Genomic DNA, 13,370 nt, shown 5'->3' with positions numbered 1-13,370 from the left:
ATACGTTACCCGAGTGGGACCAAAAACAAACGGGTTAGCCGCGCCGCCGGTGCACGATTGAGTCAATTACCAGCCCGGCCATCAGGAGAAACGCGACGGGCAGGGCGTAGAAAGCTCCGGCAGCGAACCCGGGCCAGATCTCCGCTCCGCGAAGCGCTTCGAGGAGGAGGAGGCCCAGGCTGGCGACACCGGCCACGGCCAGGACAGCGGCTACAACAGTCAAAACCAGCCGCAGCGGGGACCGGCGGGACCGGGGCGGAGTGTCCGCGCCGTTATCAGAGTTTCCAGGCGCGGAATCGGCGGTGCGGCCGGTTGATTTCCCGGAATCGGGCGTGCGGGGTTCCATGGTCTTAAACGCTAGCAGCTAAAATTCCACGCCCACAAAGCTGTGTCCGGGGGCAGGAACCGGGGCAGGGGATATTCTAAAGGGAACAGACTTCACCGTAGTATCTCTGAAGGTGCCCGGCCATTACCGGCGGGATACAGCAGGTTGCCGCAGGCGGGCCTGTGCAGTATTCGGGACGTGCCGTATTAATGTAACCAGTACCGGTGCGGCACGGAGGCACCCCAGTTGCAGTACGGCGAGCAGTAACAACGTGCGGGCGAGCGCGCCGCATCCATTACACAAGAACGAGGTAAGCGAAGTGCCCATCGGCAAGGTCAAGTGGTTCGACACTGGCAAGGGATTCGGTTTCCTGGCCACTGACGACGGCCAGGAAGTTTTCCTGCACGCCTCAGCGCTTCCCTCCGGTGTGACCGAGGTGAAGCCCGGCACCCGCATGGAATTCGGCGTGGCAGACGGCCGCCGCGGCCCGCAGGCGCTCTCCGCCCGGATCCTGGAGGCGCCGCCGTCGGTGGTTAAGGCCACCCGCAAGCCTGCGGATGACATGGCAGTGATTACGGAAGACCTGATTAAGCTGCTGGATGGTATTTCCAATGGCCTGCGCCGCGGCAGGTACCCGGAGAAGAAGCATGCAACGAAGGTCGCCGCGGTTCTGCGGGCCGTAGCCGACGACCTTGACGCCTAGGGGCAGAACCTCCGAGTGAACACCAACGACACGAGCGCTCCAGAAGAACAGCCCGCCAAGTCCGCTGTCCGGAAGGCACCCCGCCGTCCGACGAAGCCGGATGCCGTGCTGGCTGCTGCCATCGAAACGGCACGGGCCGGCCTGCTCGAGGTTGTCCCCGAAGCCCAGATCGGCGACCATATTGGTGCCGTGCCGGAAGCTGACCGGCTGGTAACCCACCGGTTCCAGGCGAACCGTCCCGGCTACCGGGGCTGGCAGTGGTACGCCACTGTGGCCCGCGTTCCCCGCGGGAAGGTGGCCACTGTCTGTGAGGTGGGGCTGCTGCCCTCGGCAGACTCAGTGCTGGCACCTGAATGGGTTCCCTGGTCCGAGCGGATCAGGCCCGAGGATGTCGCCGCTGAGGCCGCCCAGGCCGCAGCTGAGGCTGCCGCCGCCCAGGCCACCGCGGACGCAGCCGCTGAACGTGAGCAGAAACCGGCAGACGGGGAACCTGAACAGGCTGCCGAACCCCAGGCTTCAGTGATGGAGGACGAATAACCGGTGAGTGTTTGGAACACGGTTCATCATCCCGATAGGGAGGAGTGAACCCACATGTTCCGTTCGCTTCACATCTTCAACTACCGCATCTGGTTCCTGGGGGCACTGGTCTCCAATATTGGTACCTGGATGCAGCGCACCGCCCAGGACTGGCTGGTCTACGACATCCTGACCAATCAGGATGCGGCAGCCATGGGCATTGTGATGGCCCTGCAGCTTGGCCCCCAGCTGCTGCTGGCGCCGTGGGCCGGACTCATCGCGGATACCTACGACCGCCGCAGGGTCCTGTTGATCACACAGGTGGCCATGGCCGCCCTCGGAGCGGGGCTTGGCCTGCTGGTGCTTTCCGGCCATGCCCATCTCTGGCATGTCTACGCCTTCGCGCTGGCTCTCGGCATTGTGTCCGCCATCGATGCCCCGGCCCGCCAGAGCTTCGTCTCCGAAGTGGTCAGCGAAGAGAACCTGCCCAACGCCGTCGCGCTTAACAGTGCCTCCTTCAACGGTGCGCGGATGATCGGTCCGGCCGTGGCCGGCCTGCTGACCGTTGCCGTTGGTCCCGGCTGGGTGTTCCTGATCAACACGGTGACATTCGCTGCCATGGTCCTGGCGCTGCTGAAAATGCGGTCCGGAGAACTGCGGATCCTGCCCAAGGCTCCGGCCGGGAAGGGACGGATCCGTGCCGGACTGAAATATGTGCGGTACCGGCCGGACCTGATCATGGTCCTGGTGGCCATTTTCATTGTGGGGACCTTCGGGTTGAACTTCGCCGTGTACATCGCAGCGATGGCCCGCACCGAGTTCGGACAGGACGCCGGGATCTTTGGACTGCTCAACTCGATCATGGCCATTGGTTCGGTCGCCGGAGCACTGCTGTCCGCACGCAGGGACAAACCAAGGCTTCGGTTTATCTTCGGGGCCGCCGGCGCGTTTGGCCTCTCCTGTGCCGTGGCAGCAGTCTCGCCAACGCTGTGGATCTTCGCGCTTTCCCTCATCCCCACCGGGCTTTTTGCCCTCACCCTGATGACCAGCGCGAACGCGTACGTGCAGACGACGACGGCGCCGGTGATGCGCGGACGGGTCATGGCCCTGTACTTCGCCATCTTTATGGGCGGCACCCCGCTGGGCGCCCCAATTGTCGGCTGGGTTTCCAATTCCTTCGGGCCGCGGTGGAGCCTGGGGGTCGCCGCGGCATCCGGACTGATCACCGCCGTGATCGGCCTGGTCTGGGCCTGGCGGTCCCACCACCTGCGGCTGCACTATGACCGCACGGTGCGCCGCCGGCTGGTGGTCACGAGCCGGGAAACAGAACAGGACCCCAAAGCGCAGTAGCGCGTGGGGTCCTGTCCCGGGACATGACCGGTCGGTTCTGCCCGGTGCTTAGCCTGTTTTGAGGCCTAGGAGTGCTCGATCACGTAGTCGATGCAGTTCAGCAGGGCGCTGACATCATCCGGCTCGATCGCCACAAACGTGGCAATGCGCAGCTGGTTGCGGCCGAGCTTGCGGTACGGCTCAACATCAACGACGCCGTTGGCGCGCAGCGTCTTGGCGATTGCCGCGGCGTCGATCGAATCATCAAAGTCGATCGTGGCGATGACATTGGACCGGTCCTGAGGCCGGGTTACGAACGGGGACGCTACCGGCGAGGCCTCGGCCCAGGAGTAGATCCGGCCCGCTGAATCCGCCGTGCGGCCCGCGGCAAAGGACAGACCACCATTTGCATTGAGCCACTGGACCTGGTCATTGAGGGTCACCAGGGTGGCCAGCGCCGGCGTGTTGTACGTCTGGTTGAGACGAGAATTATCGATCGCCGTCTGCAGGTTCAGGAAATCGGGAATCCAGCGGCCGGAGGCATTGATCCGGGCAGCGCGCTCAACCGCGGCGGGGGAGAACATCCCAAGCCACAGGCCGCCGTCGGAGGCAAAGTTCTTCTGCGGCGCGAAGTAATAGACATCCGACTCGGCGAGGTCCACGTCGAGGCCGCCCGCAGCGGAGGTGGCATCAATCAGGACGAGGGAACCGTCATCGGCGCCGGCAACGCGGCGCACCGGTACGGCAACGCCGGTGGAGGTCTCATTCTGGGGCCAGGCATAGACATCCACGCCGGCTTCGGCGCGGGCTTCGGGCCGGGTACCCGGCTCCGCCTTGATGATGCTGGATTCGGCCAGGAAGGGAGCCTTGTTGGTGGCGGCGGCGAACTTGGAGCCGAATTCACCGAAGGACAGGTGCTGTGCCTTGTTCTCCACCAGGCCGAAAGAGGCGATGTCCCAGAACGCTGTTGAACCACCGACGCCCAGGACTACTTCATATCCTTCAGGCGCGGAGAACAGGCTGCTGAGCCCTTCGCGGATGGAGCCAACCAGGTTCCGGACCGGTGCCTGACGGTGGGAGGTACCCAGGAGCTTGGCGCCGGCCGAGGACAGTGCCTCGATCTGCTGGGGGCGCACCTTGGAAGGACCAGCACCGAAACGCCCGTCCTTGGGAAGAAGTTCTGCGGGGATCGTAAGCGTGGCGGTTTCGCCCATTTTTGTTTGCTCCAAGCGGATTGGCAGGGTGCTGTAGATACATCTCTATTCTGCACCTCCGCCCCCTGCCGCCGGTATTTATGAACGGGAGTTGGCATCGGGCCGTGAAAGTGGATAATTGCCCCCGAATTGGTGGCATGGGCTAACGTGGAAACGAACCTGCGGCGCAGTCTGTGCCACCTTGGTTTTCAATCCTTTCTTCCGCACGAATTCTAGGAGCGGCTGGTCATGACGGACCTCATCGACACAACTGAGATGTATCTTCGAACCATCCTTGAGCTCGAAGAGGAGAACATCGTGGCCCTGCGCGCCCGGATTGCCGAGCGCCTGCGCCATTCCGGCCCAACAGTCTCGCAGACCATCGGGCGGATGGAACGGGACGGGCTGGTTGTGGTGTCGGGAACCCGGCAGCTGGAACTGACCGAACTGGGCCGCCGGCGCGCCACGGAGGTAATGCGCAAACACCGCCTTGCCGAACGGCTGCTGGCTGACGTGATTGGGCTGGACTGGGCGTACGTCCACGATGAAGCGTGCCGCTGGGAGCATGTGATGAGTGAGCGCGTCGAGCGCCGGCTCTATGACCTGCTGGGGCAGCCCACGGAGTCGCCGTACGGCAACCCCATCCCGGGCCTGGAAGCGCTGGGCGGAACCACCGCCCTGGCCCCGGCCGCCGGCTACACGGACCTGGTCTCCGCAGTCAGTGCAGCCACCCCCGGGGCGCAGATGAACCTGCTGCGGCTCGCCGAACCGATCCAGGTTGACCCGGAGCTGCTGGCACAGCTGGATGAGGCCGGGCTGCGGCCCGGTGCCACGATCACCGCCGAGGTGGTCGGAGGCTACATTTCCGTCCGTGTTCCCGGGATTGAAGGTGCGCTGGAGCTGCCCACCGAAGTCGCGGCGCACGTGTTTGTCACCGGACCGGCCTAGCCGGTCCGCTGCCGCCGGAACCCGCAGCCATTCACCGGCAGCGGCCGGCGCCGGCTGCGCCGCCGCCTGACCGTCGGTAACGGAATGGTATCTTTTGGCATTTTTCCCCTATAGTGACATCTGACTACAGCAACAACACCGTTCACCGGTCCGACAGCCTAACCCTGCCACTGGACCGCAGGTGCAACCGTTCGCAGGCAGGGGCGGAGGACCCATCAACCGGCAGTGGCAGCACTGCCTTGGGGTGAAGCCTCCGAGCAGCGCAGGAGTATCCGCACAGCAGATACCCCCGTGCGTCGTGGGCCGAGTTCTCTACTCGAATCCGACAGCTAACTTCGCAGGCTTTGTAGAGAGGGAACCACTTGTCGAAGCACACTGCTTCGGGCAGGCGCAGGGCCGAAACCTCGGCCGCTCCACTGCGTCAACGCGCTGCCGCCGGGTCCACGGGCCGGCGCCGCGCTGAACCTGTCCGCCGCCCGCTGGGGGGATCAGCCCAGAAATTTGCCATCACCGCTGCCGCCTCCGGGCTGGTGCTGACCGTTGCGCTTCCGACGACCGCGGCGGCCGTGGATCCCCTGCCGGCACAGGAGCCCGCCGCGGCTCCGGCCCCGGTTTCGGCTGATCCCAACGCCACCGTGGAGTTTGACCGGGCCGCGCTGACCAGCAAATTCGATCCGGATGCGAAACTGCAGGGACTCACTGTCGCCGGTACGGACGTCACGCCGGCAGCCGCGCAGGGCACTCTCGCCACTCCGCTGGACTCCGAACTGGTGCAGACCTCATCCTTCGGATACCGGGTCAGCCCGATCACCGGAGCAGCAGGCGAGCTGCACACCGGGCAGGACTTCGCCGCGGCCTGCGGCACGGAAGTCAGCGCCGCCGCCAGCGGCAAGGTCAAGTCTGCCGGCTGGCATGCCTACGGCGGCGGGAACCGCGTGGTGGTGGACCACGGCAACGGTGTGGAAACCACCTACAACCACCTGTCGGCCATCAGCGTCTCTGTGGGCGACGAAGTCCAGCGCGGGGACCTGGTGGGAGCCAGCGGCACCACGGGTGCCTCCACGGGCTGCCACCTGCATTTTGAAGTACTCGTCAACGGCTCGCCTGTCGACCCTCTCGGCTGGTTGTGACCGCTCCAACACCCTTTCGTGACCTGAGCGTGACATTTCCTTGATGTTGTTATATTCTCGTCACCGTGCCTGATTGGCCAAAGATCAGGCACTCTCAAACAGATCGCCGAGCTCTGCCACCGTTTGAGATCCGTTCGCAAAATCGCATGGCAGAGGCGGGGGAACCAATTTCGGGTTTCGCAAGAAGCCCTAGGGGTTAAGTTGCCGGACTTAGCGGTCCAGCAACCGGGTGACTCCCATCCGAATCCGACAGCTCACCTCGTAGGCATTGGGAGAGGCAAAAACTGTGTCATCAATCAATTCCGGCCGCCATCGTGCTGCCTCGGTTCAATCCAGCCCGCTTACGGCATTCTCCAAGGCCGTAACCGCCAACGCAGGTACCGTCGGCCGCCAGGCCGCCGTCGTCGTCGCAGCTTCCGGCCTTGTTCTGGCCGCTGGCCTGCCGGCACAGGCCGCACCGGTTTCCACCGACCGCCAGGCCCTTGAATCAACTCCCCTCAACGTTGTGACCTCCAACGGGACCGTGACGGTCTCCGAGCAGGCACCCTTCGACCTTCCGGTAGCTCCCCTTGCGGGATCGCTCTCCGGGGCCGAAACCCGCGCACAGATTGCAGCCGCCGAGCTTGCCGCGGCAGAAGAAGCCGCTGCCGCTGTTGCCGCCCAGCAGGAGGCATACGCCGCCCAGCAGGCCGCAGCCGCACCGGCACCGGCCGCCTCCGGCGTCACCACCGCCTCCTCCGCACCGGCAGCAGCTGCTCCCGAAGTCAGCGCCAGCGGCGTTGCTGCGGGCCTGGTTGCCTCCGCTTACTCACAGATCGGCGTGGCGCAGGACTGCACCGCAATGGTCGAGAAGGCCCTGCGCTCCGTCGGCAAGTCCGTTGGTGACCTCGCCCCGAGCCAGTTCTACGCCTTCGGCTCCGTAGTTGGCACCCCGCAGGCCGGCGATCTGGTCATCACCGGCGGGCACGTCGCGATCTACGTCGGAAACGGCCAGGTCATCAGCGGTGGCCTCAACGGTATGAACACCGGCCTCCACTCCCTGTCCGACCTTCCCGGCGCAAGCTTCGTCCGCGTCAGCTGACGCTGCCAGATAAACGGAGCACACCGTCATGACCTCGACAACTGAGCGCGCCCGTCACCGTGCGCCCGTCCAGCGCACCAGCTCGCTGACTGCACTGGCCGACGCCGTCACTTCCAACGCGGGAACGGTGGGCCGCCAGGCCGCCGTCATCGCCGCCGCCTCCGGGCTGGTGCTGAGCACCGGCGTCGCCGCTAATGCTGCGGCGCCGGAACTGTCCCGCGATGTGCAGACCAGCAAGCTGGATCTGTCCTCCATTCCGTTGCAGGTTCCCGCAGATGCCGTAGGCCCCGAGCTCAAGTTCGCTCCGGTCCCGGGCGTTATTGTGGCCGAAGCGCCCGTAGCCGAGACCGTGACCGTGCAGTCGCAGGAAATCAACACCCCTGCAGCTGATGCTCCTGCCCAGGCGGCAACTGCCCAGGCAGCGGCCGCTCCGGCGGCTTCCGCTGCCCCGGCTGCCTCCTCCGGGACTGCCGCCACTATCGCAGCGGCTGCCTACGCCCAGCTCGGTGTGATGCAGGACTGCACCATGCTCGCGACAAACGCGCTGGCAGCAGCAGGGATCAACTTCCACGGATGGCCGGCGGGTTACCTCTCCCTCGGCCGCACCGTGAGTGCGGGTGAAGCGATTCCCGGAGACCTGATCTACTACGCCGACGGCGGCATGGGCATGGCCCACATTGCTGTCTACGTGGGCAACGGGCAGGCCGTCCACGGCGGCTTCTTTGGCAACCAGACGGTTGTAGCACCGGCCGAGCTTGGCTCCGGCGGCGTCTACATCCGCGTAGGCGGCTAGCAGCAAACCCAGAACCTGACACAGTTCGCCAAAGGACCCTCCCCTGTGGGAGGGTCCTTTGTTGTTTCCTGCTGCTACACAGGGGTGCAAAGCATCCGGAGTTTCGCGGCCGATAAATAGCGGGAATCCCCGGTCGCGGCTTACCCTTGCAATGAAGATTCGAAGTACCGCAGTGTGCCGGTGAACTTTTTCTCTCGCCGGGCCCGCGGGCAGGCGAAGAGGAACGTGCATGCGAACGCTGGTTCTGAATGCGGGCTACGAACCGCTGGCAGTTGTCACCTTCCGGCGCGCACTGGTCCTGGTGCTGACCGGGAAAGCGAGCGTGCTGGCCGAGAGCGGTGTGCCCGTGGTCAGCCCGGCCGATGTTTTTGGACGGCCTTCGGTCATCCTGCTCAACCGCTACGTCAACATTCCCTACCGTGCGGAGACCGTTGCCACCCGCAGGGGAGTCCTGCGGCGCGACGGCCATTCCTGTGCGTACTGCGGCAAACAGGCATCCACCGTGGACCACGTGGTAGCCAAATCCCGGGGTGGTGAGGACAGCTGGGAGAACCTGGTCGCGTGCTGCCTGCGCTGCAACAACAACAAGGGGGACAAAACGTTGAACCAGCTCGGCTGGAAGCTGCGCTTCACGCCACGGCCGCCGATCGGTGTCCGCTGGCAGATCCGCGAACTCGAACAGCCGGCGGCGCAATGGAGTCCTTTCCTCGGCGATACGGCTGCCTGATGGCGCCTGCCGCCGCCCAGCCACCCGCCTTCAACGCCATCATCCTTGCCGGCGGGAGGTCCTCGCGGCTGGGCGGAGTGCCCAAGGCCGAACTCCGGATTGACGGACAGAGCCTGCTCGAACGCACGCTGGGCACTGTCCGCCAGGCCCGCAGAGTCGCCATTGCCGGGCCCGCACAGCTGGAAGCTGCCCTGCCCGCCGTACCGCCGCAGTGCTTCTTTGTCCGCGAGGAGCCGGTCTTCGCGGGTCCCGCTGCCGCCGTCGGGGCTGCCGTGACCGCCCTCTACGGAACCGATACCGCCGGGAGCGCTGAGCCTGTCCCTGGTCCCGGCGATCCGGCGCCGCCCTGGACCCTGGTGCTGGCCTGCGACATGCCCGACGCCGGCGGTGCTGTCCGGGCGCTTCTTGCCGAGGCCGCCGGTGAGGCAGGCCAGTCCATCATGGCGAAGGACAGCGGTGGTTCACTGCAGCCCCTGGCCGCCCTGTACCGGACCGGCGACCTGCGCACTGCCGTGGGCGGACAGCCCGGCAGCCTGGAGAATCTATCAATGTTCCGCCTCCTTGCTAGGGTGCAGTGGAGAGAGGTTGCCGTGCCGGAGGGAAGCACCGCTGATGTGGACACCTGGGCTGATGCCGGAAAGTGGGGGATCAGGCCGGGTAACCGCACTGCCTGAGACCCTGCCGGTTCCGCAGCGACGCCCAGGAACAAAAGGAGCCATGATGGGAAGCCAGCAGGAAACACTTGAGGCCTGGACGCAGCAGCTGCTGCGCTCCCTGGAGCTTGAGGGAACAGCAGTCGACATTGACGCCGTCCTGGACCTCGCAGCGGCAGCAGCCCATAACGTTGTCCGTCCGGCGGCGCCGCTGACGACGTTCATCGCAGGCCTCGCCGCCGGTCTGGCGGCGGGCAGCGGACAAGCCGACGAGAACCTCGCCATGCGCGCGGCTATCCGGGCGGCCCAACGGGAATGCGACGCCGCCGCTCCGGAGGCAGGCAAGTGAACGGGCCGGTGCCGGTGATCCTTCCGCTGCAGCCCAACACCTCCTGGGACCAGGCCCGCAAAGCGGCCTACGCAGCCGCCCGTCCGCTGCCGTTTGAGACCGTACCGCTTGCGGAGGCACTGGGACTGACCTTGGCGGTGGATGCCCCCGCTCTCCAGCCGGTTCCGCACTATGCCTCCTCGGCCATGGACGGCTGGGCCGTGGCCGGCCCGCCGCCCTGGAAGATCGTCAGCTCCGAGGAACCCGAGCACGAACGCTGGCAGATCCACAAGGAGTCGGGCCGCCGGCCGCTGCAGCCCGGCGAAGCGGTACCCATCCTCACCGGAGGACTGGTTCCTGCGGGAGGAGAAGCCATCCTGCGTTCAGAACACGGCCAGCTGAGCACGGAGGAACCTGCAACACTGGTCCCGGGGCCCTCGGCCCGGAGCGACGAGCCACGCCCCGGCGAGCACATCCGGCCGGCGGGAGAAGAAGCAGCAGCGGGGGAGACCGTCATTGCTGCCGGAACCGTCCTGAACCCGGCGCATATTGCCTTGGCCGCCGTCTGCGGTCATGACACCCTGCCAGTGCTGCGTGCTCCGCGCGTGTCCCTGCTGCTGACCGGTGATGAAGTGATCGAAGCCGGGCTGCCGGATTCGGGGCAGGTCCGGGACACTTTCGGGCCGCAGATGCCGCAGCTGATCGGCATGCTGGGAGGCCGGGTCGACGCCGTTTGCCGCCTCGCCGACCGGCTGGACGACGTTATTGCCGCGCTCAGCACCGACGCCGTCGACGAAGCATCGCTGGCCATGTCCTCCGGGGACGTACTGGTGACCACCGGCGGCACGGGGACCTCCGCTGCAGACCATCTGCGGCGTGCGCTCAGCGAAGTTGATGCTGAACTGCTGATCGACGGGATCGCGATGCGTCCCGGCCATCCCACTCTGCTGGCCCGCCTGCCCGACGGACGGTTCGTTGTGGCACTGCCAGGGAACCCCCTCGCTGCCATGATGGCCGTGTTCACCGTGCTGCAGCCGCTGCTGGCCGGGCTGCGGGGTGAGGAGTTCCCCCGGGAGCGCCACGTCCTGGCCGGCGTCGACATCGATCCGCTGCCCGGCCGGACCCGGCTGGTTCCGAGCCGGATCCAGGACGGACGCTCCGTACCGTCGCAGTATTACCGTTCGGGGATGCTCCGCGGCCTGGCGGACGCCGACGCTGTGATGGTGATCCCCGAAGCCGGGTGCACCGCGGATGAGACGGTTACCGCGCTTCCCCTGCCATGGCAGGTGCGGCAGGCTCCAGCCGGATAATCACCGACTTGGAGGTGGGGGTGCCGCTGACATCGGCGACGGAGTCCAGCGGCACCAGCACGTTCGCCTCCGGGTAGTAGGCGGCAGCACAGCCGACAGGCGTGCTGTAGGCGACGGCCCGGAAACTCTCGGCCCGGCGCTCTACACCGTCCTCGTACTCCGAGACCATGTCCACCAGGTCTCCGTCCTGCAGGCCGGCCGCAGCCAGGTCTTCGGCGTTGACGAACACAACGCGGCGCCCGCCGTAAATGCCGCGGTAACGGTCGTCCTTGGCGTAGATCGTGGTGTTGTACTGGTCATGTGCACGCAGTGTCTGCAGGATGAGCCTGCCTTCGGGAACCTTCGGGTACTGCAGCTCATTTGCCGTGAAACGGGCCTTGCCGGTGGCCGTGGCGAACTTGCGGCCGTCCCGGGGGCCGTTGGGGAGCACGAATCCTCCGCCGCCGCGCTTGAGCTTGCCTTCGAATCCCTCAAAGCCCGGGATCACGTTTTCGATGTGGCTGCGGATCACCGAGTAGTCAGCCCGGGCGGCGATCCAGTCCAGTTTGGGGGCGTTCGAGCGGAACGGAGCCCGGGTCCCGGTGAAAAGCCGCTCGGAGAGCTCGCACACGATGGCGACCTCCGACCGTACCTGCGGCCCGGGCGGGTCCAGCCTGCCCTGGGAGGCGTGGACCGCGCTCATGGAGTCCTCCACGGTGACCCGCTGGTCGCCGCCGGCCTGGGTGTCCCGGTCCGTGCGGCCAAGTGCCGGCAGGATCAGTGCACGCCGCCCGTGAACCAGGTGTGATTTGTTCAGCTTCGTCGATACCTGCACGGTCAGTGCGGTGTTGCGCAGGGCCTCTTCCGTGACGTCGGAGTCCGGCGTGGCCCGGATGAAGTTCCCGCCCATGGCCATAAACACGCGGACCTTGGAATCCCGCATGGCCCGGATCGCGTTGACGGTGTCAAAACCGTGCCTGCGCGGGGACGCAAAGCCGAACTCGCCGTCGAGCCGGTCATGGAAGGCCTCGGGCATCCGCTCGAAGATGCCCATGGTCCGGTCGCCCTGGACATTGGAATGGCCTCGGACCGGGCAGACACCGGCCCCGGGCCGTCCCATGTTGCCCTGAAGGAGCAGGACGTTGACGACGTCGCGGAGCATGGGCACGGAATGCTTGTGCTGGGTCAGTCCCATGGCCCAGCAGACCACGGTGGACTTCGCGGCAATCATGCGCGCCCCGGCCGACTCGATCTGAGCCCGGGTCAGGCCGCTGGCCTTGCAGATTTCCTCCCAGGACACCTGGCGGATGGCGGCAAGGTACCCGTCCAGTCCGTCGGTGTAGGAGTTGATGAACTGGTGGTCGAAGACGTTGCCGTGCTCTTCCTCCTGCTCCAGCAGGTACTTGCCCAGGCCCTGGAACAGCGCCTGGTCCCCGCCGAGTCGGATCTGCAGGAAGTCGTCAGCGAGCTGGGTGCCGCCGCCGAACCTGGTGCCCAGGAGACCCGATGCCTTCTGCGGGTTGTCGAACCGGAGCAGCCCGGCCTCCGGCAGCGGGTTCACCGCGATGATGGTGGCCCCGTTCTTCTTCGCGCGCTCCAGGGCCGTGAGCATCCGCGGATGGTTGGTGCCGGGATTCTGTCCGGCCACGATGATCAGTTCCGCGCTCTGGACGTCGTCCAGGCTGACGGTGCCCTTGCCGATGCCCAGGGTCTCGGTGAGGGCCGAGCCGGAGGACTCGTGGCACATGTTGGAGCAGTCCGGCAGGTTGTTGGTGCCGATTCCCCGGACCATCAGCTGGTAGAGGAATGCTGCCTCGTTGGAGGTGCGCCCGGAGGTGTAGAACACGGCCTGGTCGGGGGAGTCCATGGCCCCGAGCTCTTCGACGATGAGGTCGTAGGCGTCGTCCCAGGTGACCGGGCGGTAATGCGTGGCGCCGGCGTCGAGCAGCATGGGATGGGTGAGGCGGCCCTGCTGGCCCAGCCAGTAGTCGTCCTTCGCCAGCATGTCCGCTACCGAATGCCGGGCAAAGAACTCCGGCGGAACCCGGCGCTTGGTGGCTTCCTCCGCGACGGCCTTGGCGCCGTTTTCGCAGAATTCCGCGGCGTGCCGCTTGTCGCCCTCCGGCCAGGCGCACCCGGGGCAGTCAAAGCCCTTCTTCTGGTTCACCTGCAGCAGCGTCTGTGCACTGCGCAGCGGCCCCATCTGATCGAAGGAGAGGCGGAGGGAATTGATGACGGCCGGCAGACCGACGGCATGTGTTTTCGGTTCACCGATCCGCAGCTCGGATTCGTCGATTCCATCTTTCGGAGCCTTGCTTGGCACAGCCACCACGTCCTTGTGTAGGAAATCACCTA

At 66.0% G+C, this 13,370-nt stretch carries 14 protein-coding genes and 2 riboswitches; of the genes, 11 read left to right on the top strand and 3 right to left on the bottom strand.

Annotated features, from left to right (window positions below; genetic code table 11):
* Positions 1–34: 34 nt before the first annotated feature.
* Positions 35–346 carry a hypothetical protein gene (locus tag AL3_RS13260; RefSeq protein ID WP_066301782.1) on the bottom strand — a complete coding sequence of 104 codons (312 nt, stop codon included), beginning with the start codon at positions 344–346 and terminating at the stop codon, positions 35–37.
* A 298-nt stretch (positions 347–644) separates the two neighbouring features.
* Between AL3_RS13260 and AL3_RS13255 the strand changes: the two genes are divergently transcribed.
* From AL3_RS13255 to AL3_RS13245, 3 genes are read left to right on the top strand one after another with little or no spacing between them, the layout of a single operon-like run.
* Positions 645–1,028: a cold-shock protein gene (locus AL3_RS13255; RefSeq protein ID WP_066301780.1), complete on the top strand. Its 384-nt coding sequence runs from the start codon at positions 645–647 to the stop codon at positions 1,026–1,028.
* Positions 1,029–1,043: 15 nt separating this feature from the next.
* Complete coding sequence (locus AL3_RS13250) at positions 1,044–1,565, top strand: DUF3027 domain-containing protein (protein ID WP_066301772.1); 522 nt, start codon at positions 1,044–1,046, stop codon at positions 1,563–1,565.
* 54 nt (positions 1,566–1,619) lie between these two features.
* Entirely contained in the window at positions 1,620–2,894 is a 1,275-nt protein-coding gene (locus tag AL3_RS13245; protein ID WP_066301769.1) for an MFS transporter, read from the top strand.
* Positions 2,895–2,959: 65 nt separating this feature from the next.
* On the opposite strand, the gene serC is transcribed toward AL3_RS13245, so the two are convergent.
* Positions 2,960–4,087 (bottom strand): phosphoserine transaminase, encoded by a 1,128-nt coding sequence (serC, locus tag AL3_RS13240; RefSeq protein ID WP_066301767.1) that lies wholly within the window; start codon positions 4,085–4,087, stop codon positions 2,960–2,962.
* 228 nt (positions 4,088–4,315) lie between these two features.
* Here serC and AL3_RS13235 point away from each other — a divergent pair, with 228 nt between their 5' ends.
* The 8 genes from AL3_RS13235 (at position 4,316) to AL3_RS13200 (ending at position 11,036) form a co-directional block, all read left to right on the top strand.
* Entirely contained in the window at positions 4,316–5,014 is a 699-nt protein-coding gene (locus tag AL3_RS13235; RefSeq protein WP_066301764.1) for an iron-dependent transcriptional repressor DtxR, read from the top strand.
* Positions 5,015–5,189: 175 nt separating this feature from the next.
* Positions 5,190–5,373, top strand: a riboswitch (cyclic di-AMP (ydaO/yuaA leader).
* Between the two features lie 3 nt (positions 5,374–5,376).
* Positions 5,377–6,144, top strand: coding sequence for a M23 family metallopeptidase (locus tag AL3_RS13230; RefSeq protein WP_083521727.1), 768 nt, complete (start codon positions 5,377–5,379; stop codon positions 6,142–6,144).
* A gap of 125 nt (positions 6,145–6,269) precedes the next feature.
* Positions 6,270–6,426, top strand: a riboswitch (cyclic di-AMP (ydaO/yuaA leader).
* A gap of 4 nt (positions 6,427–6,430) precedes the next feature.
* On the top strand, positions 6,431–7,225 hold the full coding sequence (locus AL3_RS13225) for an NlpC/P60 family protein (RefSeq protein ID WP_066301761.1): 795 nt from the start codon (positions 6,431–6,433) through the stop codon (positions 7,223–7,225).
* A gap of 28 nt (positions 7,226–7,253) precedes the next feature.
* Positions 7,254–8,018: an NlpC/P60 family protein gene (locus AL3_RS13220; RefSeq protein ID WP_066301758.1), complete on the top strand. Its 765-nt coding sequence runs from the start codon at positions 7,254–7,256 to the stop codon at positions 8,016–8,018.
* 229 nt (positions 8,019–8,247) lie between these two features.
* Positions 8,248–8,745 carry an HNH endonuclease gene (locus tag AL3_RS13215; RefSeq protein ID WP_066301755.1) on the top strand — a complete coding sequence of 166 codons (498 nt, stop codon included), beginning with the start codon at positions 8,248–8,250 and terminating at the stop codon, positions 8,743–8,745.
* Complete coding sequence (gene mobA, locus AL3_RS13210; RefSeq protein WP_066301753.1) at positions 8,745–9,419, top strand: molybdenum cofactor guanylyltransferase; 675 nt, start codon at positions 8,745–8,747, stop codon at positions 9,417–9,419. Before AL3_RS13215 ends, mobA begins: the two co-directional genes overlap by 1 nt.
* 43 nt (positions 9,420–9,462) lie before the next feature.
* Positions 9,463–9,747 carry a DUF6457 domain-containing protein gene (locus AL3_RS18990; RefSeq protein WP_246168688.1) on the top strand — a complete coding sequence of 95 codons (285 nt, stop codon included), beginning with the start codon at positions 9,463–9,465 and terminating at the stop codon, positions 9,745–9,747.
* Positions 9,744–11,036, top strand: a complete 1,293-nt coding sequence (locus tag AL3_RS13200; RefSeq protein ID WP_066301750.1) for a molybdopterin molybdotransferase MoeA — start codon at positions 9,744–9,746, stop codon at positions 11,034–11,036. Before AL3_RS18990 ends, AL3_RS13200 begins: the two co-directional genes overlap by 4 nt.
* Here AL3_RS13200 and AL3_RS13195 read toward each other — a convergent pair.
* The gene (locus AL3_RS13195; RefSeq protein ID WP_066302004.1) at positions 10,987–13,338 is read right to left on the bottom strand and encodes an FdhF/YdeP family oxidoreductase; all 2,352 of its coding nucleotides are present in this window, start codon (positions 13,336–13,338) and stop codon (positions 10,987–10,989) included. The genes AL3_RS13200 and AL3_RS13195 overlap by 50 nt on opposite strands.
* Positions 13,339–13,370: the final 32 nt, after the last annotated feature.

Origin of the sequence: Arthrobacter luteolus NBRC 107841, assembly GCF_001552075.1 — a bacterium.
Lineage (GTDB): Bacteria > Actinomycetota > Actinomycetes > Actinomycetales > Micrococcaceae > Arthrobacter_B > Arthrobacter_B luteolus.
This window is presented reverse-complemented; position numbering and strand designations above follow the sequence as displayed.